The following is a 23,385-nucleotide window of genomic DNA, read 5'->3' on the forward strand; positions in this document are numbered from 1 at the left end:
CCAACGCCGTGACCCGGCGTAACAGCGGTGCCGACCAGAACCTCTACTACCTGGCCCCACCGGCTTAGCGTGACTCTCCCGAGCATTGGTCCTCAAGCCCCGAGCCCGTCGAGACCCGTCGCTGCACCGGTGGTCGAGCCCGTCGAGACCCGAGGGTGGGCTTTTCCTAGCCGTTGAACTCCGCCGGGTGCGGACCGGTGCGGCCGTCGCGCTCCAGGCCGTCGATGACAGAGAGTTCGTCGCCCGTCAGGTCGAAGCCGAAGACGTCCAGGTTCTCCCTGATTCGCTGCGGAGTGACGGACTTGGGGATGATGATCCGGCCCTGCTGCAGGTGCCAGCGAAGAATGGCCTGCGCCGGGCTCACACCATGCCGTGCCGCGATGTCCACAACGGCCGGATCTGCCAGCACGGCACCCTGCGCGAGCGGGCTCCAGGCCTCCGTGGCGATCCCGTGTGCGGCATTAAAGTCTGCAATGTCCCGCTGTTGCAGGGCCGGGTGGAGCTCAATCTGGTTAATGGCCGGGACCGTGCCGCCCAGGTCAATGACCTTCTGCAGGTGCTCGGGGAGGAAGTTGGAGACGCCGATGGCCCGGGCCTTGCCGCTGGCCAGCAGGTGCTCCAGCGCCCGCCAGGACTCGAGGTACAGGTTGGTTGCCGGCGCCGGCCAGTGGATGAGGTAGAGGTCCAGGTAGTCCAGTCCCAGCTTGTCCAGGCTGGCCTCGAACGCGGCCAGCGTGGCGTCGTAGCCGAGGTCGGCCACCCACAGTTTGGACGTAATGAACAGCTCTTCGCGGTCGATGCCGGACTCGGCGATGGCACGTCCGGTACCCGCCTCATTGCCGTAGATGGCGGCGGTGTCGATGCTCCGGTAGCCGGCTGCAAGCGCGTGGCTGACCGCGGCAGTGGTGTCGTCGTCGGACACCTGGAAGACGCCGAACCCCAGCTGCGGCATCCGCACGCCGTTGTTGAGGGTGATCTCGGGGATGGACGTGGTGATGGGGGTGGAAGTCATGGGTTCTCCTGTTGCGGGTTGAGGATTGACGTTTGAAGGATTAGTGCAGGACTGCCACAGGTTCGGCGGCCACGCGTCCGCCGGGAGCGGCGTCTGCGGGTGCCTGCCGGACGGCCCGCTTGGCTCCGGCGGCGGCGATGATCATCACCACGAGCCCCAGCAGGGTGATGCCGGCGCCGGCCCAGATGGGCGAGGTGTAGCCGAGTCCGGCGGTGATGGTCACTCCGCCGAGCCAGGCGCCGAGGGCGTTGCCCACGTTGAAGGCACCAATATTGGCGCCGGACGCGAGGGTGGGGGCGCTGGAGGCGTACTTCATCACGCGCATCTGCAGTCCCGGCACGGTGGCGAATCCGAAGCCGCCCATCAGGACGATGGAGGCAACGGTGAGCACCTGGTTGCCGGCGGTCAGGGCAAAACCGACGAGCACCACCACCAGCACGGAGAGCACCACCACGAGCGTGCGGTCCACATTGCGGTCCGCGGCCTTGCCGCCGATGGTGTTGCCGATAAAGAGGCCTACGCCGAAGACGATCAGCAGCCACGGAACGGTGGAGGCTGCGAAGCCGGAGACCGCGGTGAGCGTGAAGGCGATGTAGGTGAAGGCGCCGAACATCCCGCCGTAGCCGAGGATGGTGACCAGGATGGAGAGCCACACCTGGCCGGAGCGGAAGGCGCGTAGTTCGCTGCGCAGGGTTCCGGGCGTGGTGTCGCCATGGCCGGTCTTCGGAACGAGCGCCAGGATTCCCGCCAGGGCGATGACCCCGATGACGGTGATGGCCCAGAACGTCGAGCGCCAGCCTGCGGCCTGTCCCAGCATCGTGCCGAACGGCACGCCCAGGACGTTGGCTGCGGTGAGCCCGGTGAACATGATGGCGATGGCGCCGGCCTTTTTGGTGGGGGCAACCATGTCCGCGGCCACCACGGCTCCGATCCCGAAGAAGGCACCGTGCGCCAGGGCGGCGATGATCCGGCCGACCATCATCATCCCGTAATCGGGAGCGATGGCGGAGAGCAGGTTGCCGGCGATGAACAGGACCAGCAGGACAGCGAGGACGGGCTTGCGTTCGAAGCGGGTCACCGCCGCGGTCAGCACCAAGGCGCCGACCACGACGGCGAGGGCGTATCCGGAGATCAGCCAGCCTGCCGCGGCCTCGCTGACCTGGAAGTCGGCGGCAACCTCGGGCAGCAGGCCCATGATCACGAACTCGGTGAGTCCGATGCCGAACCCGCCGAGGGCGAGGGCTATCAGGCCAATGGGCATGTGGATGCTCCTTTGAAAACTGTACGGAATGAGATAGGACGCGTAAGCTAGTAGTTGCAGACGCGTTATTTATTGTTGCACAAGCAGATACACCGCGCAAGCAACTATTATCGATTGTGTTCCGCCTCACGCCGCCAGGCGGCCGGAGCACCCACGAGAGGAAAGACAGATGGGCATCAAGGACGACGCCGTGGAGGTCCGGGCACAGGGTTGGCGCACGCTCGCGGCGCTGCACGGCCTGATCGAGGGTGAGCTGGAACGCTCCCTGCAGGCCGAATCAAAGCTGTCAGTGGTGGAGTACACCGTGCTGGATGCGCTCAGCCGCCAGGACGGCTGGCACATGCGCATGCAGCAGCTCGCCCGCGCCACAGCCCTCAGCGCCAGCGCCACCACTCGGCTGGTCAACAGGCTTGAGGACCGCGCCCTGCTGACCCGGATCCTCTGCGCGGACGATCGCCGCGGCATCTACACCGAGCTCACGCCCAGCGGCATCGCCCTGCTGGAGGAAACGCGCCCGGTCCATGACGCCACGCTGGAGCGCGCCCTGGCCGAGGCCCAGGAGATTCCCGAGCTGGCCGCGCTGGTGGACGCACTCCCCCGGCTCCACGCGACCGCCTAGTCACCACTCGAGTACGACGACGGACGCTCACCTTCCAGCAGAAGGTGAGCGTCCGTCGTCGTGCTTTAAACAACAACGCGGGGTCACTCCCGTGCCCGATCCAACCTCTGGAAGGGGCAGGGAGTGACCCCGCGTTGTAGTGCTGTAGTGCTGTAGTGCCTAGAGCGTTGCGAAAACTTCGCGCAGCAGCTTGGCGGTCTCGGACGGCGTCTTGCCGACCTTCACGCCTGCAGCCTCGAGGGCTTCCTTCTTGGCCTGGGCGGTACCGGCGGAACCGGAGACGATGGCGCCTGCGTGGCCCATGGTCTTGCCTTCGGGAGCGGTGAAGCCGGCCACGTAGCCAACAACCGGCTTGGTGACGTGTGCCTTGATGTAGTCGGCGGCACGCTCCTCGGCGTCGCCGCCGATTTCGCCGATCATGACGATCGCCTTGGTCTCCGGGTCGGCTTCGAACGCTTCGAGGGCGTCGATGTGTGTGGTGCCGATGACCGGATCGCCGCCGATGCCGATGGCGGTGGAGAAGCCCAGGTCGCGCAGCTCGTACATCATCTGGTAGGTCAGGGTTCCGGACTTGGAAACCAGGCCGATGGGGCCCTTGCCCGTGATGTTGGCCGGCGTGATGCCAACCAGCGCTTCGCCCGGCGTGATGATGCCGGGGCAGTTCGGGCCGATGATGCGGGTGACCTGCTTGCCGTCGGCGTCAACCGTGGACTGGGCCAGTGCCCAGAACTCGGCGGAATCCTGGACCGGCACGCCTTCGGTGATGACTACGACCAGGCCGATGCCTGCCTCGATGGCCTCAACCACGGCGTTCTTGGTGAATGCCGGCGGCACGAAAACGATGGAGACGTCGGCGCCGGTTTCAGCCATGGCTTCCTTGACGGTGCCAAAAACGGTGATTTCGGTGTCGCCGTGCAGGACCGTGGTGCCGGCCTTACGGGCGTTGACGCCACCAACAATGTTGGTGCCGGCCTTCAGCATCAGGGCGGTGTGCTTGGTGCCTTCGCCGCCGGTGATGCCCTGGACGATGACCTTGGAGTCCTTGTTCAGATAGATAGACATGGTGCGTCCCTTTACTTAGCTGCGTTGGCGAGCTCGGCGGCCTTGTCGGCGCCCTCGTCCATGGTGGCGGCCAGGGTAACCAGCGGGTGGTTGGCCTCGGCCAGGATGCGGCGGCCTTCTTCAACGTTGTTGCCGTCGAGGCGGACTACCAGCGGCTTGTTCGCGGAGTGGCCCAGCTCGGCCAGCGCGCCAACGATGCCCTTGGCGACGGCGTCACACGCGGTGATGCCACCGAAGACGTTCACGAATACGGACTTGACCTGCGGGTCGCCCAGGATGACGTCGAGGCCGGCAGCCATGACCTCGGCGGAAGCTCCACCGCCGATGTCCAGGAAGTTGGCGGGCTTGACGTTGCCGTGGTTTTCACCGGCGTAGGCGACAACGTCCAGGGTGGACATGACCAGGCCCGCACCGTTGCCGATGATGCCAACGGAGCCGTCCAGCTTGACGTAGTTCAGGTCCTGCGCCTTGGCCTTGGCCTCGAGCGGATCTGCAGCGTCCTTGTCTTCGAGGAGGGCGTGCTTGGCGTGGCGGAAGCCGGCGTTCTCGTCGAGGGAGACCTTGCCGTCCAGTGCCACGATGTCGCCGGCGCCGGTCTTGACCAGCGGGTTAACCTCAACGAGGGTGGCGTCTTCCTTCTTGAAAACGTCCCAGAGCTTGAGGATCACGGCGGCGACCTTGCCGCGCAGTTCCTCATCGAAGCCTGCAGCTGCGACGATTTCGTCGGCCTTGGCCTGGTCGATGCCCACAGCGGGGTCGATGGCGATCTTGGCGAGCGCCTCAGGGCGTTCGACGGCGAGCTGTTCGATTTCCATGCCACCTTCTACCGAGCACATGGCCAGGTAGTTGCGGTTGGCCCGGTCCAGCAGGACGGAGAAGTAGTACTCCTCGGCAATGTCGGCACCCTGGGCAATCATCACCTTGTTGACGGTGTGGCCCTTGATGTCCATGCCCAGGATGTTGGTGGAGTGCTCAAACGCCTCATCGGCGGTCTTGGCAACCTTGACGCCGCCAGCCTTACCGCGGCCACCAGCCTTAACCTGGGCCTTAACGACAGTTACGCCGCCGATTTTCTCGGCAGCTGCCTTTGCTTCTTCTGGGGTGTACGCCACGATGCCGGCAAGCACGGGTACACCGTGCGCCTCGAACATATCGCGCGCCTGGTATTCAAACAGGTCCACGGTTTAGTGTCCTTCTACGTCGAAGTAGTTTCTGTACAGTCGGGCACCGCCGAAGACGATGACCGGGCTGCGGATTGCCTGCACCTGCGACCAGTCCGGAAACGGGCCCCACAGCGCAATGCTCCATTCGGAACTCTAGCCCTCTCAGAGGACCGGCCCGTTCCACACTACCGCTTATGTGAGTAACGACACTATTCTATGGAGCGTAGAAAAACGCCTAGATTACGGGGTTTTTGAGGCCTCCGCGGGTGCCGTGGAGGCTGTTGCCGCGTCCTTGGAAATAAGTTCGTAGCGGTCCCGGGCCACAAAGAATCCGACGCCGGCCGAGACGTTTCCGCACGCCACACCGCCGTTATGGGCCGAACAGCGCAGCCCGTTCCCTTCCAGGTTCTGGCGCTCGGCGAGGACCCGCAGTTCCGTCAGCGGGCCGCTCTTGTTTCCCTTGGGTCCGTAGGCTGCCTCCATTTGTGTGACGCCGGAACGGCACTCCCCATACGTTGCCCTGTCCGGGCTGAGCAGCGCCGCTCCGCCCAGATAGCCCAGGCCGGTGCCGGCGCAGTCGTCCTTGATGTCGCCCGCGGCAGGCTTGGGGTATCCGGCAAGCTCGCAATGCGCCACCGGGACGGTGGCGAGCTTGTTGTTGGCCGCATCACTGAAGCTGTTCGACTCATACGGGAGGTTGAGGTGTTCCCCACGGGCCGATGGCAGGGAGCACACAATGTTCCGGTCCTCCGTGATGAAGGACAGGACATCCCCGCTGGCCCTGAACGCGGCGGGGTCGGCCAGCGCTGCCTGTTCCAGTTGTTCCATGGCCGGCAGCGGCGGCGGAGCCACATAGCCCGGGTCCTCGGTGGTGATGCTGCAGGCAGTGCCGGTCACTACGAAGAGGGCGGCCAGGATCCCCAATACAGTCCGTCGCATGGCCTCCATTATGCCCCGGCAGCGGTCTCAGTCCGTCGGGCGCGTCCCGGCGGCCTCTACGACGGCGGCAGCAGCTTCGGCGGGATCCTCACGGTCGAACTGCTCCTGCATCGTCCGGGCGCGGGATTTCCAGCCGGGATCCGCCAGGACCTTTCGAACTGCAGCCGCTATGTCGGCGGGCTTGGGTGACTCCGTCCTGAGGTTAATGCCGACGCCGGAGTGTTCCACCCGGGCGTTGACGTCACTTTTGCCCTCGTTGATGCCCGAAACCACCAAGGGAACCCCCTTGGACAGGCTCAGCTGCACACCGCCAAATCCGCCGTTGGTGATGAAGACATCCGTGAAGTCAAAGACCTCCGCGAAGTCCACGTAGTCCCGCACCACCACGTTGGGCTGCGGGTAGCGGGCCTTCAGTTGCTCGGTGCCGTGCCCGCCGGTTGCGACGATAACCAACGCATCCATGTCCTTGACTGCCTCAAGCGACGGAACGATGAGTTTGTCCTGGTCCAGGTTGTCCACTGTTCCCTGGGTGACAACGAGTGTTGCGGGATAGGACCGGGGAAAGCCGCCGTCCCCACTGTTCCCACCAGGATCGGCGGGCGCCTGGCCAGGCGACCGGTATGGCAGGAGCGCCCCGACGTAGTGCACTTTGGCGTTGACCCGGCGCCGCGGGAAATCGAGGGATTCCGTGCCGGTCTGGATAATGGCGTCCGAGCACCGATAGGGTTCGTCCGTCAGCCGGCCTTGCCGCGGAACAGCCTGGCCGTAGGCGGCATGCTGCCGGCGGTAGCTTTGACTGGCAGGCCGAAGAATGACCTTGTCGGACAGCAGGCCCGCCAGGCCTTGGACCGCCTTCTCCACGGGATTGCGGGGCGGCCGGAACCCGAAGAAAAGCGGCGGCACCTGCGGGTCGCTTTCCATGTTGGGGATCGCAACAAAATTCACCACCGGCTTGCCCATCAAGTGGGAGACGAGCCGGTGAATGAACATGGAACTGTCCGCCACAAGAACGTCGAAGGGATTCTGCTGCGCGACCTCGCGGATGTCCTCGAAGAAGTGGCTGACGTTGCTGGCGAAAATCTTCTCGCCGTCGAAGCCGATGGCCCGTGGGCCCTTGAGCTTGGCCCGCTCCGGATAGAGCTCATTGAGGTTGTCCGCGCGGTGCTCGATGGCCCTGCGGAAGGGGAAGTGCTGGATTCCCATTCCGCCGAGCCTGTCCGCATAGACGGGACCCGTGTACCAGGCCACCTCGTGGCCGCGGTCCTTGAGCCGCATCGCCACGCCCGTCATGGGGTTGAAATGGCCGTCAATGGCCTGGCTGGCGAACAGGATCTTCACAGTGGTGCCCCCGAATATGCTGTGCTCAAGTTCTGCTGTGCTCAAATGGCCTGCGCTTCACCGGTTCACCGGCTACCCGCTGTTTCCCGGGTACCGCGCGTTCCTGAACTGTAAGCCAGCCGGGGTGCCCGGACAAGGGCAAGCGTGGTCAGGCGTCGAGCTTCGTGAGCGGCGCGTAGCGGAGCAGGAGACGCTTCTCACCGACGCTGAACTTCACCTTGGCCACCGTCTTGTCCCCCGCGCCTTCCAGCGCCAGCACCGTGCCGTTGCCGAAGCTGGTGTGGTTGACCTTGTCGCCCACACTGACGGCCACAATCTCCTTCTGCGGCTGGACCCGGTTCTTGGCGATCGCCGCGGGAACGTCTGCGTTGAAGCCCGCCGAGGAATCGGCGGCCGCACCGCGGGACGTGCCGGCGCCCCAGAAGGATCCGCCGTAACGGCTGGAGCCGATCGCCGCGCTGCTGCTCCCCCACCCGCCGGACTGCCGGCTGGTGCCTTCGCGTTTCCACTCCAGCAGCTCCGCCGGAATTTCCTCGAGGAACTGGCTGGCCGGGTTGTACTGGCTTTGGCCCCACATGCTGCGGACTTCGGACCGGGTGACGTAGAGGCGCTTGCGCGCGCGGGTCAGGCCCACGTAGGCCAGCCGGCGTTCCTCGGCGAGTTCCTTGGGGTCCGTGGCCGACCGCTGGTGCGGGAACAGCCCGTGTTCCATGCCGGTCAGGAACACCACCGGGAATTCGAGCCCCTTGGCGGTGTGGAGGGTCATCAGCGTGACCACGCCCAGGCGTTTGGCTTCGGCCACGGCGGCGTCGATGTCCGCGCCGGGGGCGTCCGGGATCTGGTCCGCGTCTGCCACCAGCGACACCTGTTCCAGGAACGCACCCAGGGACCCTTCCGGGTTCTCCTGTTCGTATTCACGCACGACGGCGACGAGTTCCGCCAGGTTCTCCACGCGGGACTCGTCCTGTGGATCAGTGCTGGAACGCAGCCCGGCGAGGTAGCCGGTCTGTTCCAGGACGGCCTCCAGCGCGGCGGCGGCGCCTGAACCGGAGGCAACCTCTGCGAGGTCGTCCAGCAGTTTCACAAACCCGAGGACGGCGTTGACGGAACGGGTGGCCATGCCGGGAGCTTCTTCAGCCCGCCGGGCGGCGGCCATGAACGACATCCGTTCGCGCTCGGCCAGTGCGGCCACGGCACCTTCGGCGCGGTCACCAATGCCGCGCTTGGGTTCGTTGAGCACCCGGCGCAGGTTGACGTCGTCGTCCGGGTTCACCAGAACGCGGAGGTACGCGAGGGCGTCCTTGATTTCCTTGCGGTCGTAGAAGCGGGTGCCACCCACCACCTTGTACGGCAGGCCCACCCGGACCAGCACATCCTCAATGGAACGGGACTGCGCGTTGGTGCGGTAGAAAATGGCAACATCACCGGGGCGGAGGTTGTCCTCGTCCTGGAGCCGGTCAATCTCCTTGGCAATGAACTGGGCCTCGGCGTGCTCGTTCTCGCCCACATAGCCGATGATCTTGTGGCCCTCGCCCTCGGCGGTCCACAGCCGCTTGTCGGGGCGGTTGGGGTTGCGTGAGATCACGGAGTTGGCCGCGCTGAGGATGTTCTGCGTGGAGCGGTAGTTCTGCTCCAGTTTGATGGTGCGGGCGTCCGGGTAGTCCTTTTCGAACTCCACGATGTTGCGGATGTCGGCGCCGCGGAAGGCGTAGATGGATTGGTCGGAGTCGCCCACGACGGTGAGCTCGGACGCACCGGGGCCCTCACCCACTATCTCGCGGACCAGGGCGTACTGGGCGTGGTTGGTGTCCTGGTATTCGTCCACGAGGACGTGCCGGAACCGCCGTCGGTAGGACGCGGCGAGCGCCGGGAAGGCGCGGAACATGTAGACGGTCTCGGCGATGAGGTCATCGAAGTCCATGGCGTTGGCCTGGCGCAGCCGCTGGGTGTAGCCCTTGAAGACGTCAGCCACAGCGGACTCGAAGGGATCGTTGTAATTCGCGGAGGACGCGTAGGCATCGGCGTCGATGAGCTCGTTCTTGAGCGCGGAGATCTTGTGCTGGATGGCCTTGGGCGCGAACTTCTTGGGATCCAGGTCCAGGCTCTTGGAGACCTGGACGACCAGCCGCAGCGAGTCCGCGGAGTCGTAGATGGAGAAGTTCGACTTCCGGCCGACGTTCGCGGCCTCCTGGCGCAGGATACGCACGCAGGATGAGTGGAACGTGGAGATCCACATGATCTTGGCCCGTCCACCCACCAGCGCCGCGATGCGCTCCCGCATCTCGGCGGCGGCCTTGTTGGTGAACGTGATGGCCAGGACCTCACCGTGGTGCGCGCGGTGCGTGGCAATGAGGTAGGCGATCCGGTTACTGAGAACGCGGGTCTTTCCCGAGCCGGCGCCGGCCACAATTAGCAGGGCGCCGCCGGCGTGCTTGACGGCCTCCTCCTGCTGCGGGTTAAGCCCCTCCAGGAGTTCCTCGGCGTTGGGCCGGTGGTGGGCCGGCTCGCCGTTGCCGTCATGAGAGGGCTGCTGGTTGGCCCAGCCGCCCGTGCGCTGGGCGCCCTGTTCTGCTGCGTGTTCGGAGCCGCCGCCCGGCCCGCCGCCACCGAATTCGGCGGCCGCGGCAAGGCCTTCCGGGCGCGACTTGGTGCGGGCGGAGGCTGGCGCGGCGGCCTTGAACGGTCCGTCAGAGTACGGGTCAAACAACATATCCATGGTGCCTACAAGTCTAGGCGGTGGGGCTGACAGTCAGGTCCAGCCTGTGGATAACACCGTGCTCCCACCCGGGAAGCGCGCAAAAGGCGGCCCGGACTCAGGCGATGGAGCCCGACTCAAGGGCCGCACGCAACTCCCGCACCGCCGTCGTGCCTCCCGCCATAAACCAGTCCAGGCCGTTGATCCGGACCGTGTCCGTGGCGCCGCCGGCGGCGCGGACGATCGCCTTGCCCGGCAACCAGTCCCATTCCGGGCAGCTGTGCTGGAACCAGCATCCCAGCTGGCCATCGGCCACCCGGCCCAGGTCGCAGGACCCGGAGCCGAACATCCGCAGCGCCGCGGCGGAGGTGGCCGCAGCGTGCCAGGGCATGGCGCAGAGCGGATCCATCAGCCAGGTGGGGTGGATGTAGGTGGCTGCGCCGAGTTCGGCGAGCGCGGTTGCGTTGCGCGCCCCGCCATCCTGGACAGCGCCCGAGTCACGGTAGGCGGTCAGTACCTCGCCATTCAGTGTGGCCGCGTGGGCCGTTCCGCCCAGCCAGAGCTTGTCCTCCTCCGGCTGGAAAATCGCGCCGAGCAGCACATCGGACGGGTCCTTCAGTGCGAGGGCCGAGCACCAGTATGTGGATCCGTGCAGGAAGTTATAGGTGCCATCCACGGGGTCGACCACCCAGGTACGGCCGCTGGTTCCGGCCACCGAGGCGCCCTCCTCCCCTAAGATGCCATCCTCCGGCCGGCAGCGCCGCAACTGCCCCAGCACGTAGGCTTCCGCAGCGTGGTCCGCGGCGGTCACCACGTCGGAGATGGAGGTTTTCTGCTGGGACTGCAGCCCGGCCATGCGCATCAGGAGCGCCAGTTGCCCGGCTTCGCGCACCAGCGCGGATGCCAGCTGATAGTCGTCCAGGGCGGGGTCAAGTTCAAGGGCGCTGTGCCGGCCAGTGGTCATGGACCCAGTTTAGGTGGCGGGATAATGGTGCCATGGCCAAAACCCCAGCGCAGCGGATCAAGAAGCACGGCTCCAAGGCGGCTGTTCCGCAGCACAGCCTCCCGCCGGTCATCAACCCCTCCACCAGCCGTTCGCCGCAGAAGGCCCAGAGCAACACCAACCTGATCCTCATCGCGGGCGTCGTGGTCAGCCTGTTCCTGTTCTGGTACGTCCACCTGCTCACGCTCCAGCAGCTCACCCAGCTCTCCGGCGGCCTGGCCATGCCCGACTCGCTCGTGGGAGGTTTTGACGCCGGCTACGTCGGCCAACTGAACGCCGTCATGGACAACGACGCCCGCGGCCAGCTCAACTACGTCCACAAGACAGCCGGCACGCTCTTCCCGTTGATCTTCGGCTTCACCTGGCTGCTCCTGATCGGGACCAACGTCGCCAGGAAGTCCCTCCGCTGGGCACTCTGGGCCCTCCCGCTGCTGTTTGTGGTGGTCCGGCTTTGGGGCAATGTCGCCATCGACGCCGCACTGGGATCGGAAACGGCCGACGCCGGCCAGGTCGCCTTGGCGTCCGCACTCACCATTGCCGGGTGGGTGCTGTTCGTCGTCAGCCTGCTGGCCGGGGCAGCGGCTGTGTTCCTGCGCAAGAAGCCTGCGAAAGCCGGCTAGGCCCGCGCCGACCCAGTAACCCGGGCGCGCTCCTCCTTGCGGTGCCGGTGCACACGTTGGGCGATTACCAGGCCGGCTGCTGCCACGCCCACGGTGACCGGATAACCCATCAGCCGCTCCAGGGTGCCGGGCTCCGGAACATCCAGGCCTGTCAGTCCGCCTGTGACCAGCGCGGCGAGGGACACCAGCCCGCACACCAGCACGAACCACCCCAGCGGAGTCTGCCGCAGCCATAACACCCCCAGCAGCAGCAACGCCAGCGCGCCGGCCAGGAAGTACATCAACGCCCCGACAAAGTGCCAGCCGGAGCCGACGTCCTCCGGCACCAGGCCCACGATCATGGTCCCCGCACCGGCAGCACCGGTCAGGACCCGCACGGCAACCGCCGCCTGCCAGGGTTTCCGGCGCCCCGGCTGGACCCGTGCGCCGGCCCTTGCCGCCACACAGAGCAGCCCGGAACCCAGCAGCAGCGCACCGAGCAGCATGCCCAGCCCCTGGACCACAAAGGAGGCGTTCATCAGCCAATGCAGCGGCGAACACACATCGCGTCCGTCGTAGATCCCGCAGTGAAGCGCGCCGAGGTCGCTGATGTATCCGGTCCGGCGGTCGTAGGGCTGCGGCCCGCCCCAGGCACCGATCACGGCCGCTTCCGCCACAAAATACTGCAGGACACTCAGGACGGACCAGGCGCCGATGTACTGGCGGGTGGAGGCGGTGTCCGGGAGGAATGCCACGGCGGGGGCGGACGTCGGGGCTGATCTCATGCCAAGAGCGTAGTACGGCCCACCACCTTGTATGCTTGTATCCGTGTCCGGACGGACCGGCCCTGCCGGACCAGCGGACACGCGCCCTCGTAGCTCAGTGGATAGAGCACGGCTCTCCTAAAGCCGGTGTCGTTGGTTCGATTCCAATCGAGGGCACTTGAATCTTCCTTCCCCGGAGTTCGACCTCCGCGCCTACCTGCTCGGCCCCTCGCAGGCCGGGAACTTGCCCGTTCAGGGAAACTGGGCCGTCGAACGGCAGCTGCTGGACCGGTCCACCGGCACCCACGGAACCTTTTCCGGCGTCGTACATTTTTCCCCCGCGGACGACGGCGGCCTGGCCTTCCGTGAAGAAGGCACCATGCGCTGGCCCACCTTTACCGGCCCTGCCTCGCGTGAATACGTCCTGAAACCCGCCGACCGGCCGGACGCCCTGGACGTGTTTTTTGCCGACGGGCGGCCCTTCCACCGGATGAGCTTCAGCCCGGAGGCCAATCTGGACCAACACTGGTGCGATCCCGATACGTACCGCGTGGCCTACACCTACGAAGGCCCTGACACGTTCAGTTACACGTGGGATGTGACCGGCCCGCGCAAGGACCTGCTGCTGACGTCCGCCCTGAAGCGGCAGGTCTGAGGCGGCAGGTCTGAAGCGGCTGGTCTGAAGCGTCAAGACTGAACAGGCTAGGCTCGGAACGTGAAAGCCCGCATTGTTGTCTCCGCCGTCTGTGTCTTCGACGACGCCGGCCGGCTCCTGACCGTCCGCAAACGCGGCACCAGCATGTTTATGCACCCCGGCGGCAAGCCCGAAGCCGGCGAAACCGCCGTTCACGCCGCTGCGCGGGAACTTCAGGAGGAAGTAGGGATCGTAGTAGATCCGCGCGAGCTGGAGCTGATGGGCGTCTGGATCGCCGACGCCGCCAACGAGGCCGCCACGGACATCGAAGCCACAGTGTTTACCGCACCCGGAACCTGGACCGCGCACCCCTCGGCTGAGATCGCCGAGATCCGCTGGCTGGACCTGGCGGCGCTGGACCGGGGCGCGCCGCCGCCTGCGGACCTGGCCCCGCTCCTGACGGACCACATCCTGCCCGAACTGGCCACCCTGCCCACCCTGCGCCCCGGCCCCAAGTAGGTAGCGCTAAGTGTCGTTTTGAGGGCTCAAAACGACACTTAGCGCTACCCAGTTGGGGAAGGCTGAGCCCTAGTACTCCGGAACGGCTTCCGCTGCCACGGCCGTGGCTTCGGCGAACTGCGTCTGGTAGAGCTCGGCGTACCGGCCCTCGGCCGCGAGCAGATCGGTATGGTTGCCGCGTTCCACGATCCGCCCGTCCTCGACCACCAGGATGACGTCGGCGGCACGGATGGTGGACAGCCGGTGGGCAATCACGACGGCGGTGCGCCCCTCGAGCGCGGCGCCCAGGGCCGCCTGCACGGCGGCTTCGTTGGTGGAGTCGAGTGCGGCGGTGGCCTCGTCGAGGATGACCACCCGGGGCTGGGAAATCAGCAGCCGTGCGATGGTGAGCCGCTGGCGTTCACCGCCGGAGAGCCGGTAACCGCGCTCCCCCACCACCGTGTCCAGGCCGTCGGGCAGGGACCGGATCATGGTCTCAAGGCGGGCCTGCCGGATGGCGTCCCACATGTCCTCTTCAGTGGCGTCCGGCCGTGCGAGCCTGAGGTTGGAGGCAATGGATTCGTGGAAGAGGTGTCCGTCCTGGGTGACCATCCCCAACGTGTCCCGCAGGGAATCGAAGGTGGCGTCCCGGACGTCCAGCCCCGAGCCGGGCAGAGTGCCGCCGAGCCGCACGGCGCCGGAATCGACGTCGTACAGCCGGGAAAGCAGCTGCGCGATAGTGGACTTTCCGGCACCGGAGGAACCCACCAGCGCGACGGTCTGCCCGGGTTCCACCCGGAAACTGATGCCATGCAGCACCTCTTCGCCGCCGCGGGTGTCCAGCGTGGACACTTCCTCGAGCGAGGCCAGCGAGACCTTGTCCGCCGAGGGGTAGGCGAAGCGAACGTCGTCAAACTCCACCGAAACGTTTCCCGGCGGGATGGCCACGGCGTCGGGCTTCTGCTGGATCAGGGGCTTGAGGTCCAGGATCTCGAAAACCCGCTCGAAGCTGACCAGCGCGCTCATGATTTCCACGCGGGCGTTGGACAGGGCGGTGAGCGGGGCGTAGAGACGGGTGAGCAGCAGTGCCAGCACCACAACGTCGCCCGCGGCGAGCTGACCGCCGATGGCCAGCCATCCGCCCAGGCCGTAGACCAGGGCCAGGGCGAGCGCGGACACCAGCGTCAGCGCGGTGACGAAGGTGAACTGCAGCATGGCCGTGCGGACGCCGATGTCCCGGACCCGGCCGGCGCGGACCGCGAACTCGCGGGATTCCTCGTCCGGGCGGCCGAAGAGCTTCACCAGCGTGGCGCCCGGGGCGGAGAAGCGCTCGGTCATCTGGGTGCCCATGGCCGCGTTGTGGTTTGCCGCCTCACGCCGCAGGTCCGCGAGCTTGGAGCCCATCCGGCGGGCAGGGATCAGGAAGATCGGCAGCAGGATCATGGCGAGCACGGTGACCTGCCAGGAAGTCCCGAGCATTACGATCAGCGTCAGGATCAGGGCCACCACGTTGCTGACCACGCCGGACAGCGTGCCGGCGAAGGCGGACTGCGCTCCGATGACGTCGTTGTTCAGGCGGCTGACCAGTGCGCCGGTGCGGGTCCGGGTGAAGAATGCGATGGGCATCTTCTGCACATGGTCAAAGACCCTGGTGCGCAGGTCCACGATCACGCCTTCGCCGATGTTGGACGAAAGCCAGCGGCTCACGAGCCCCAGGCCGGCTTCGGCAACGGCCACCACGGCGATCAGCAGCGCCAGCCGGATCACTTCGTCTGTACCCGCCTTGGCCACGATGGCATCAACCACCTGGCCGGCCAGCACCGGCGTGGCCACGGCCAGGAACGCCATCACAATGGACAGCGCCACAAACGCGATCAGCTTTGTCCGGTGCGGGCGGGCGAAGCCCAGGACCCGTTTCAGGGTGGCCTTGGAGAAAGGCCGGGAGCCGTTCTTGGCCCGGGAGATGTTGTACAGGGAGTGCCAGGCGACGCCGTCCATGCTCATCGCTGTTGCTCCGTTGCGTCTGCCATCAGTTCTGTTACCGTTCCGTTGTCCACATTCCACCGTACATCCAGCCGCACGTTCTCGAGCAGCCTCCGGTCATGGGTTACTAACAGCAAAGCGCCCTCATAACTTCCCAGCGCCTCTTCCAACTGCTCGATGGCGGGCAGGTCCAGGTGGTTGGTGGGTTCGTCCAGGACCAGCAGGTTCACCCCGCGTGCCTGCAGCAGCGCCAATGCCGCGCGGGTGCGTTCCCCCGGCGACAGGGAATACACCGGGCGGGTGGTGTGGTCCGCCTTCAACCCGAACTTGGCCAGCAGCGTGCGGACCTCCGCCGGATTCAGGTCCGTGAGCACGGCTTCGACGGCGTCGCCAAGGTTGAGGTGGCCGGCCAGCAGGCCGCGGGCCTGGTCAATTTCGCCGACGGCCACCGAGGCGCCCATGGCGGCGTTCCCGGCGTCGGGCGCCTGCACGCCCAGGAGCAGGCGCAGCAGCGTCGACTTGCCGGCTCCGTTAGGTCCGGTGATGCCGATCCGCTCCCCCGCGTTAAGCTGCAGGTTCACCGGGCCCAGCGTGAAGCTTCCCTGCTTCACGACGGCGTCACGCAAGGTGGCCACCACCGCACTGGACCGGGGCGCCTGGCCAATGGTGAACTGCAGCTGCCATTCCTTCCGCGGCTCCTCCACCACGTCCAGCCGGGCAATCCTGGATTCCATCTGCCGGACCTTCTGCGCCTGCTTTTCCGATGACTCGGTGCTGGCGGCGCGGCGGATTTTGTCGTTGTCCGGGCTCTTTTTCATGGCGTTCCGCACGCCTTGGGAGCTCCACTCGCGCTGGGTCCGGGCGCGGGAGACCAGGTCTGCCTTGGTGGAGGCGAACTCCTCGAACTTTTCCCTTGCGTGGCGCCGCGCCACGGCGCGCTCCTCGAGGAAGGCCTCGTAGCCGCCGTCGTACACGGCCACGGAATTCTGCGCCAGATCCAGTTCCACGATGGTGGTGACACAGCGGGCCAGGAACTCGCGGTCATGGGACACCAGCACCACACCGCCGCGCAGGCCCTGGACAAAGGCTTCCAGTTTGGCCAGGCCGGCGAGGTCAAGGTCGTTGGTGGGCTCGTCCAGCAGCACAACATCGAACCGGCTGAGCAGGAGCGCAGCGAGGGCCACGCGGGCGGCCTGGCCGCCGGAGAGCCCGGTCATGGGAGCGTCCGCTCCGGTGTCCAGGCCGAGGTCGGCCAGGACGGGCGGGATGCGTTCGTCGAGGTCTGCCGCGCCTGACGCCATCCAGCGGTCAAAGGCCAGCGAGTAGGCGTCATCGGCTCCCGGTGCGCCGGAGCCCAAGGCCTCCGCGGTGGACTCCATCTCCACGGTGGCCTGGGCGCAGCCGGTCCTGCGGGCGATGTAGCCAGCCACGGTCTCGCCGGCGACGCGCTCGTGTTCCTGGGGCAGCAAGCCCACAAAGGCATCGGCGGGGGCGAGGCTGACGCTGCCGCCCTGGGGCTGGTCCACGCCGGCCAGCAGGCGCAGCAGGGTGGACTTGCCGGCGCCGTTGGCGCCCACCACACCCACCACGTCGCCGGGGGCCACCGTGAGGGAAAGTTTGGCGAACAGCGTCCGGTGGTCGTGGCCGCCGGAAAGATCTTTGGCAACAAGGGTTGCAGTCATAGGTTGGTCCATCCTCTCGCCGCCGCCCGGCCGGAGGAGCCCGCCTGAATCGGCCCGAAACTGCGGTGAATCCGCAATGTGCCGCCCCGAAAAGTGCCGGGGCACTAAAGAGCCCGCAGGTCCGGACTTGGGGGGTGTACGGACCAACGGGCTCGACCATCAAGCATAGTCGACTCAGCACGCCGCACCAAACTGCCCGCTGACGTCAGGCTAAAATCACCGTTAACCATCCGTTCTGCAGAGAGCTGCTTATGCCTATATCTGCCAAGGCGTTCCAGCGCTGGCTGCACGGCATCGCCCCCGAGACGAGCGCATCTGACATCTGCCGCGTGTCAGGCATCAAGCGGACCACCCTGGCCCAGCAGCTCGTCCGGGGCAAGGTGGCAGAGACTACGGTGGTGAGCATCAGCCGGGCGTACAACGTCAATCCCGTTTCGGCGCTGGCGGCGTTCGACGCGTACAGCCAGCTCACGGACACGCGCCCGCCCAGCAGGTCCGAACTGGTCAGCCAGATCTCCACCCCGGACCTCCTGCGGGCAGTTCTGGCCCGTTCCGCCGCGGACCCAGGCGGCGTGCCGGCGGCTGCAGCGGCGGCCGGTTCGCCGGCGTTGGAGCCGGCCCCGCACGCCACCTCAGTCAAGAACTGGGTGGAGGCCATCGACGACGGCGAGCTGCGGCACCGGGTCTCCGCCGCCACCGGAATCGCTCCGCAGAACTATTCGGCACAACTGACCGCAAACCGGCTGGCTCCGGAACTGGCGGTTGCCACGTCCCTTGCGGCCGGCGTCGCCCCGGCCAGCGGTCTGGTGGCCACCGGGCTGGTCACGGAGGCGGAGGCCGGCTGGCCTCCCGGAGCCCGGCAGGCCGCCCTGGACAGCCTGTCCGACGGCGAGCTGACCACCTTGGCCGGTGACCGGCTGCAGACTGTCGGCAGGGCCCTCCGCCGGCAGGAACATGACCACGAGAAAACTGAAAAGATCTGGGAGAACCTGGGATGATCGAAATCCTGCAGTGGTCCACGCTGACTGTCTGCGGCCTGGTGGCCATTGCGCGCGTTCCCAGTGCCGTGCGGGGGAAGAACAGGACGCTCTTCTACATCTTTGCGCTGATGACGCTCGCCACCCTGCTCAGCATCCGGGCGCCATACCTTGCCATCGACCAGGCGCTCGGCGGGGTTAACTTGGCCAACCTCCTGCTCCGCTTTGTCATCTTCGCCGCTATTTTCTTCGTGGGCATCCGCGTCACCCGGGGCTTTGGCGCCGACGACGCCCACCAGCTGCTCACCGGACGGATCGGGATGGCCGTCATGGGCCTGACCTCCCTGACCGTGCTTGTGGTGTTCCTGATGATGGACACTGGCGGCTCATCCGTGGGATTGGTTGCCGTGGCAGGCCAGGATGACAAAGACCGGGACCTGGTCCAGTACTACGGGGCCGCTGGCCGCGCCTATCCGGCCTACGTTTCGCTGGTCCTGCTGCCGGCCATGGTGCGTGCGGTCCACAGCACGCTGCCCACCCTGGTTCGCATCGCCGCCTTCCTGCTGGGCACAGGCTCGGTGGCCATCACGCTATCGCTGCTCTTCCCCTTCTATCCGCCCAACTGGGGAGCAGCGACGTTCCTGATCAACTACACCGCAATTCTTTGCTTTGTCGTTGGCCTGGCTTTGATCGCGGTGGCAAGGCTCCGGCACGGGCGGGGCGGCACTCGGCCAAGGACTTCTACTGCAAAGTAGCCTTCACGCTTTCACAAAATCATTAGACGTGGCACAATCATGAATGTGTGAAGTTAGGTGCCGGTGTTCACGAACGGGGATAGATTCCTGGACGCCGGGCCTGTTGAGTCTTCGCACTCTTTGGGGGGATGAGTGGTGGCGGGCCGTTGGGGACCGCCACCACTCAGCCATTAAACGGCCAGGCCCATTTCTGACCCGCCCGCTGACCGCGGCTGGCATCCATGCCGCACCTAGCGCGCGAACCTCAGCGTCACCAGCTGGAACGGGCGCAGCGAAAGCTCCACCGACTGCTCTGCTGCGGCAGTGCTGACGCCCGGCGCGTCGGTGGCGCGCTCCAGCAGGTCCGTGACCTGGACGGCCGTGACCGGGAAGTTGGCCGTGAGCACGCCGGCGGACCGCTGCCCCAGGGACTCATAAAGACGGACCACAACATCACCCGAACCGTCCTCGGCAAGCTTGACCGCCTCGATGACCAGGGCCGGGTTGTCCACGGAGAACAGCGGCTCCACGCCGCGGGCGCCCTTCACCAGCCGGGGTGCAAGGTTGGTGCGGTACCCCTCCTCCACAGCGTCGGCGATCCCGGCTCCGGGGCGGATGGTCACGGTCATTTCCTGGTGCCCCCGGTCCGCCGTCGGGTCCGGGAACTTCGGTGCCCGCAACAGGGAGAGACGCACCGAGGTGGTGGTCCCGCCGTCGGAATCCCGCACGCTCCTGGTGACATCGTGCCCGTAGGTGGCCGCATTGGAAATAGCGACGCCGTAGCCGGGCTCGGCCACGTGGATCCAGCGGTGCGCGCAGATCTCGAACTTGGCGGCCTCCCACGAGGTGTTGACATGGGTGGGGCGGAAGACATGGCCGAACTGGGTCTCCGAGGCGGATCGGTCCGCCCTGACGTCCAGCGGGAAGCCCAGCTTGAGCAGCTTCTCGCTCTCCTGCCACTCAACGGCTATGGTGATGGTGAGGGAGCCGCTGCCGGCGTCCAGCGTGATCCGCTGGGTGAGCGGTGACGAGCCGGCGACCCGGTCCACCACCACAACGGCACTGGTTCCGGTGTGCTCCACCCGAATGGCCTGGGCCGCCGTGAGGGCGGTGACGTTGCGGCGGTAGAACTCATCGATGTCCCAGGCGTCCCACTCGTTGGGCGTGTCCCGGTGCAGTTCCAGCAGGTTGCCGCGCGCTCCGGGAGCGATGGCTTCGCGTCCCGTGGCGTAGTCGGCGAGGGAGGCCAGCAGGCCATCCGCATCCAGGACGGCCCGGATGATGCCGTTGTCCAGCACGTAACCGCCATCCAGAGCGGTCGCCTGGACCGGCTGGCCGGTCGGCGAAAGCTCTGCGGCAGCCAAGGCAGGAACGCCGTTGCGCGCGTGCGGTGCGGCGTTGAGCAGGAAGGTCCGCGACCCCTCGCCGAGGAGCGCGGCCGCTGCCTGCGCTATGAGGTTTTCGAGGCTGGCACTGATCGCGGCGTAATTACGTTCCGCGTCCTGGTGGACCCAGGCGATGGAGCTGCCGGGCAGGATGTCGTGGAACTGCTGCAGGAGCACCAGCCGCCAGAGCCGCTTCAGCTCCGCCGCCGGGTTCTCGAAGGAGCCGGCGCCGCGGACAGCAGCCGTGGCGCACCAGAGTTCGGCCTCGCGGAGCAGGTGTTCGCTGCGCCGGTTGCCGCGTTTGGTCTGCGCCTGGCTGGTGTACGTGCCGCGGTGGAGTTCCAGGTACATCTCCCCCACCCAGACAGGCAGGGAGGAATACTCTTCCTCCGCCTGGGTAAAGAAACTCTCGGCGGAACCCACGCGGATCTTGGGCGAGCCTTCGAGGTCGGCGGTGCGGCTGGCGGCAGCCAGCATTTCCCGCGTAGGCCCGCCTCCTCCGTCGCCGTAGCCGAACGGGACGAGCGAGGTGTTGCCGCGCCCGTGGTCGCGGAAGTTCCGCTCGGCGTGCGCCAGTTCGCGTCCGCTGAGCTCGGCGTTGTAGGTGTCAACGGGCGGGAAGTGCGTGAACAGCCGGGTGCCGTCGATGCCCTCCCAGTTGAAGGTATGGTGCGGCATGCGGTTGACCTGGTTCCACGAGATCTTCTGCGTGAGGAACCAGCGGCTGCCCGCCGCCTTGACGATCTGCGGCAGGGCCGCGGAGTAGCCGAAGGAATCCGGGAGCCACGCTTCGCGGCATTCGACGCCGAACTCGTCGAGGAAGAAGTTCTTGCCCTCAATGAATTGCCGGGCCATTGCCTCGCCGCCGGGCATGTTGGTGTCCGACTCAACCCACATGCCGCCCACCGGGACGAACTGCCCGGCCTTGACCTTTTCCCGGACCCGGCCGAAAAGCTCGGGGTAGAACTCCTTCATCCAGGCCAGCTGCTGAGCCGAGGAGCAGGAGAACACAAAGCCCGGATCCTCATCCATCAGCGCCACCACGTTGGAGAACGTCCGGGCACATTTGCGGATGGTTTCGCGCACCGGCCAGAGCCATGCCGAATCAATGTGCGCGTGACCCGTTGCCACCAATTGATGGGCGGAAGCGTAGGCGGGCCTGGACAAAACTTCGGCCAGGGTTGCCCGCCCGGCTGCGGCGGTGCCGGGGACGTCGTCGGGATCCATCTGGTCCATCATGCGCTCCAGCGCGCGGAGGATCTCATGGCGCCGCGGCTGCTCCGGGGGGAGTTCGTGCATCAGCCCGGCGAGGGTCCAGATGTCCTGCTGGAGTTCCCAGACCGTCTGGTTGAGTTCGGCGATGGCGATCCTGCCCAGCCGGTACTGCGGCGCCGTGCCTGCTGTTGCCTTGTCCCCGTAGGGTGTGGCGGCAAAGGTCCAGCCCTGCGCCATGTCCGGGTTGGCGGCCGCTTCAACGTAGAAGTCAACGGACATGCCGCTGCCCAGGAGTTTCAGGGGAATGTACTGGTTCCGGGGCGAAATAGCTTTGATGATGGTGCCGTCCGGGCGCCAGGCGATTCCCTCGCACTGGAATCCGGGGGCTTCGTTGATGAAGCCAAGGTCCACCACGATTTCGACGGCGGTGTCCGGGCCGGTGCCCCAGGCCTCCGGGACGTCGCCCTGCAGGCGCAGCCACTTGGTCCCCCACGGCTTGCCCCAGGCAGCACCGTGTTCCTGCGGCTCGAAGTGATTCCGCAGTGCATCCATCACGGACACCGGTTCGCCGGGCGCATCCCAGCTGGTCAGGTTCAGCGGAACAGTGCGGGCGTAAACAGCGGGAATGATCCGCTCGCGGACAAACCGGTCCACGCGGACTTCGGTGATCCGGCGGTCGTCATGCAATGTAAACCCTCTTAGGTGCTTGAACTGGAGTACTCGAATCCGGACCAAAACGCGTCCAATCGATGGATAAAATCTACCGGCTAGTAGCTCAATAGCCAAGCGTCACCGGAAATCTTCGCCGAAGGGTGCTGGGGCCGTTTTATCCCGGCGCGTTCGCGCTTAACTCGGCCGCGTCCTCCCCGCGAACCGGCTCCGGAACCTGCGCGGGAACCTGCGCGGCGGGCAGCGTAATCCTGCCCTGCCCGGCGTAGATATTCAGGCTGGTGCCCCGGCTGAATCCTGCCAGGGTCATGCCGCTGGCCTCCGCCAGCTCCACAGCAAGGCTCGACGGCGCACTCACCGCCGCCAGTACGGGAATGCCCGCCAACGCTGCCTTCTGGACGAGTTCAAACGATGCGCGGCCCGAGACCTGCAGGACCAGCCCGGTTAGCGGAAGCAACCGCTCCCGCAGGGCCCAGCCAACTACCTTGTCCACGGCGTTGTGGCGCCCCACATCCTCGCGCAGGCACAAAAGCTGCACGCCGCCGTCGTCCGTTATGCGGAAGAGGCCCGCGGCGTGCACTCCGCCGGTGACGTCAAAAACGTCCTGCGCTTCGCGGAGCCGCCCGGGCAGTGATGCCAGCACATGGGCGGGCACGGTCAATGGATCCGCCGCCGGGCTGAAATGGGAGGACTTGCGCACTGCCTCGATCGAGTCCGTGCCGCAGATACCGCAGGAGCTGGACGTGAAGACGTTCCGACCCTTTGCAGGGAGTTCGACGTCGGGCCGCAGCTGGGCTTCCACCACATTGAAGGTTTGGACGCCGTCTTCGTCCTCGCCGGCGCAGAACCGCAACGACACCAGCTGCTCCGGAGCCCAGATGATCCCCTCGGACACCAGGAAGCCGGCCACCAGGTCAAAGTCGTCCCCGGGCGTCCGCATGGTCACCGAGAATGACAGTGCACCGATCCGGATTTCCAGCGGCTCTTCGACGGCGAGGACGTCCTCGCGGTGGCGGACCGGGAACTCAAGGGCATTGGGCGAGCCATCCAAAACATACTTGTGCACCTTGCGGCGCTGCGTCACGCGCCCCATCAGCGAACCGCCAGACTGTCTTGAAGGGCCCCGTGGACGTTCCGGACCTGCCGGCTGGCG

19 protein-coding genes and 1 tRNA gene are annotated in these 23,385 nt (G+C 66.4%); 7 read left to right on the forward strand and 13 right to left on the reverse strand.

Annotated features, from left to right (window positions below):
- Positions 1–166: 166 nt before the first annotated feature.
- Positions 167–1,012, reverse strand: a complete 846-nt coding sequence (locus tag NG698_RS17840; RefSeq protein WP_256471231.1) for an aldo/keto reductase — start codon at positions 1,010–1,012, stop codon at positions 167–169.
- Positions 1,013–1,052: 40 nt separating this feature from the next.
- On the reverse strand, positions 1,053–2,273 hold the full coding sequence (locus NG698_RS17845; protein ID WP_252602349.1) for an MFS transporter: 1,221 nt from the start codon (positions 2,271–2,273) through the stop codon (positions 1,053–1,055).
- A gap of 169 nt (positions 2,274–2,442) precedes the next feature.
- Between NG698_RS17845 and NG698_RS17850 the strand changes: the two genes are divergently transcribed.
- Positions 2,443–2,892 (forward strand): MarR family winged helix-turn-helix transcriptional regulator, encoded by a 450-nt coding sequence (locus NG698_RS17850; protein WP_252602347.1) that lies wholly within the window; start codon positions 2,443–2,445, stop codon positions 2,890–2,892.
- A 159-nt stretch (positions 2,893–3,051) separates the two neighbouring features.
- On the opposite strand, the gene sucD is transcribed toward NG698_RS17850, so the two are convergent.
- The 6 genes from sucD to NG698_RS17880 form a co-directional block, all read right to left on the reverse strand.
- Entirely contained in the window at positions 3,052–3,954 is a 903-nt protein-coding gene (gene sucD, locus NG698_RS17855) for a succinate--CoA ligase subunit alpha (RefSeq protein WP_252602344.1), read from the reverse strand.
- A gap of 11 nt (positions 3,955–3,965) precedes the next feature.
- Positions 3,966–5,135, reverse strand: a complete 1,170-nt coding sequence (gene sucC / locus NG698_RS17860; RefSeq protein WP_141139579.1) for an ADP-forming succinate--CoA ligase subunit beta — start codon at positions 5,133–5,135, stop codon at positions 3,966–3,968.
- 222 nt (positions 5,136–5,357) lie between these two features.
- Positions 5,358–6,065 (reverse strand): hypothetical protein, encoded by a 708-nt coding sequence (locus NG698_RS17865; RefSeq protein ID WP_252602342.1) that lies wholly within the window; start codon positions 6,063–6,065, stop codon positions 5,358–5,360.
- Positions 6,066–6,083: 18 nt separating this feature from the next.
- Positions 6,084–7,439 carry a glycosyltransferase gene (locus tag NG698_RS17870; RefSeq protein WP_252602340.1) on the reverse strand — a complete coding sequence of 452 codons (1,356 nt, stop codon included), beginning with the start codon at positions 7,437–7,439 and terminating at the stop codon, positions 6,084–6,086.
- Positions 7,440–7,542: 103 nt separating this feature from the next.
- The gene (gene pcrA / locus NG698_RS17875; RefSeq protein ID WP_252602338.1) at positions 7,543–10,110 is read right to left on the reverse strand and encodes a DNA helicase PcrA; all 2,568 of its coding nucleotides are present in this window, start codon (positions 10,108–10,110) and stop codon (positions 7,543–7,545) included.
- A gap of 97 nt (positions 10,111–10,207) precedes the next feature.
- Complete coding sequence (locus tag NG698_RS17880; protein ID WP_252602337.1) at positions 10,208–11,053, reverse strand: inositol monophosphatase family protein; 846 nt, start codon at positions 11,051–11,053, stop codon at positions 10,208–10,210.
- Between the two features lie 32 nt (positions 11,054–11,085).
- Here NG698_RS17880 and NG698_RS17885 point away from each other — a divergent pair, with 32 nt between their 5' ends.
- Positions 11,086–11,712 (forward strand): hypothetical protein, encoded by a 627-nt coding sequence (locus tag NG698_RS17885; RefSeq protein ID WP_252602335.1) that lies wholly within the window; start codon positions 11,086–11,088, stop codon positions 11,710–11,712.
- On the opposite strand, the gene NG698_RS17890 is transcribed toward NG698_RS17885, so the two are convergent.
- A complete protein-coding gene (locus tag NG698_RS17890) occupies positions 11,709–12,476 on the reverse strand; it encodes a DUF998 domain-containing protein (RefSeq protein WP_252611359.1) in 768 nt (255 codons plus the stop codon). The two genes, NG698_RS17885 and NG698_RS17890, sit on opposite strands and share 4 nt — an antisense overlap.
- An 83-nt stretch (positions 12,477–12,559) precedes the next feature.
- Between NG698_RS17890 and NG698_RS17895 the strand changes: the two genes are divergently transcribed.
- The 3 genes from NG698_RS17895 (at position 12,560) to NG698_RS17905 (ending at position 13,608) form a co-directional block, all read left to right on the forward strand.
- A tRNA-Arg gene (locus tag NG698_RS17895) sits at positions 12,560–12,632 on the forward strand.
- A gap of 1 nt (position 12,633) precedes the next feature.
- Entirely contained in the window at positions 12,634–13,110 is a 477-nt protein-coding gene (locus NG698_RS17900; protein ID WP_252602331.1) for a DUF6314 family protein, read from the forward strand.
- A 60-nt stretch (positions 13,111–13,170) separates the two neighbouring features.
- Entirely contained in the window at positions 13,171–13,608 is a 438-nt protein-coding gene (locus tag NG698_RS17905) for an NUDIX hydrolase (protein ID WP_252611361.1), read from the forward strand.
- A gap of 69 nt (positions 13,609–13,677) precedes the next feature.
- Here NG698_RS17905 and NG698_RS17910 read toward each other — a convergent pair whose 3' ends face one another.
- Both NG698_RS17910 and NG698_RS17915 read right to left on the reverse strand, forming a co-directional pair.
- Positions 13,678–15,591, reverse strand: coding sequence for an ABC transporter ATP-binding protein (locus NG698_RS17910; RefSeq protein ID WP_104062820.1), 1,914 nt, complete (start codon positions 15,589–15,591; stop codon positions 13,678–13,680).
- On the reverse strand, positions 15,588–17,252 hold the full coding sequence (locus NG698_RS17915) for an ABC-F family ATP-binding cassette domain-containing protein (protein ID WP_252611363.1): 1,665 nt from the start codon (positions 17,250–17,252) through the stop codon (positions 15,588–15,590). The genes NG698_RS17910 and NG698_RS17915 overlap by 4 nt, the downstream gene beginning before the upstream one ends.
- Before the next feature lie 251 nt (positions 17,253–17,503).
- Between NG698_RS17915 and NG698_RS17920 the strand changes: the two genes are divergently transcribed.
- On the forward strand, positions 17,504–18,250 hold the full coding sequence (locus NG698_RS17920; protein WP_252602322.1) for a hypothetical protein: 747 nt from the start codon (positions 17,504–17,506) through the stop codon (positions 18,248–18,250).
- A complete protein-coding gene (locus NG698_RS17925) occupies positions 18,247–18,984 on the forward strand; it encodes a hypothetical protein (RefSeq protein WP_252611365.1) in 738 nt (245 codons plus the stop codon). Before NG698_RS17920 ends, NG698_RS17925 begins: the two co-directional genes overlap by 4 nt.
- 230 nt (positions 18,985–19,214) lie before the next feature.
- On the opposite strand, the gene NG698_RS17930 is transcribed toward NG698_RS17925, so the two are convergent.
- Positions 19,215–22,250, reverse strand: coding sequence for an alpha-mannosidase (locus NG698_RS17930; protein WP_252611367.1), 3,036 nt, complete (start codon positions 22,248–22,250; stop codon positions 19,215–19,217).
- A gap of 139 nt (positions 22,251–22,389) precedes the next feature.
- Positions 22,390–23,325, reverse strand: coding sequence for a formate dehydrogenase accessory sulfurtransferase FdhD (gene fdhD, locus NG698_RS17935; protein ID WP_252611369.1), 936 nt, complete (start codon positions 23,323–23,325; stop codon positions 22,390–22,392).
- Between the last annotated feature and the right edge of the window lie 60 nt (positions 23,326–23,385).

The sequence above is a fragment of the Pseudarthrobacter raffinosi genome, assembly GCF_023913735.1.
GTDB lineage: Bacteria > Actinomycetota > Actinomycetes > Actinomycetales > Micrococcaceae > Arthrobacter > Arthrobacter raffinosi.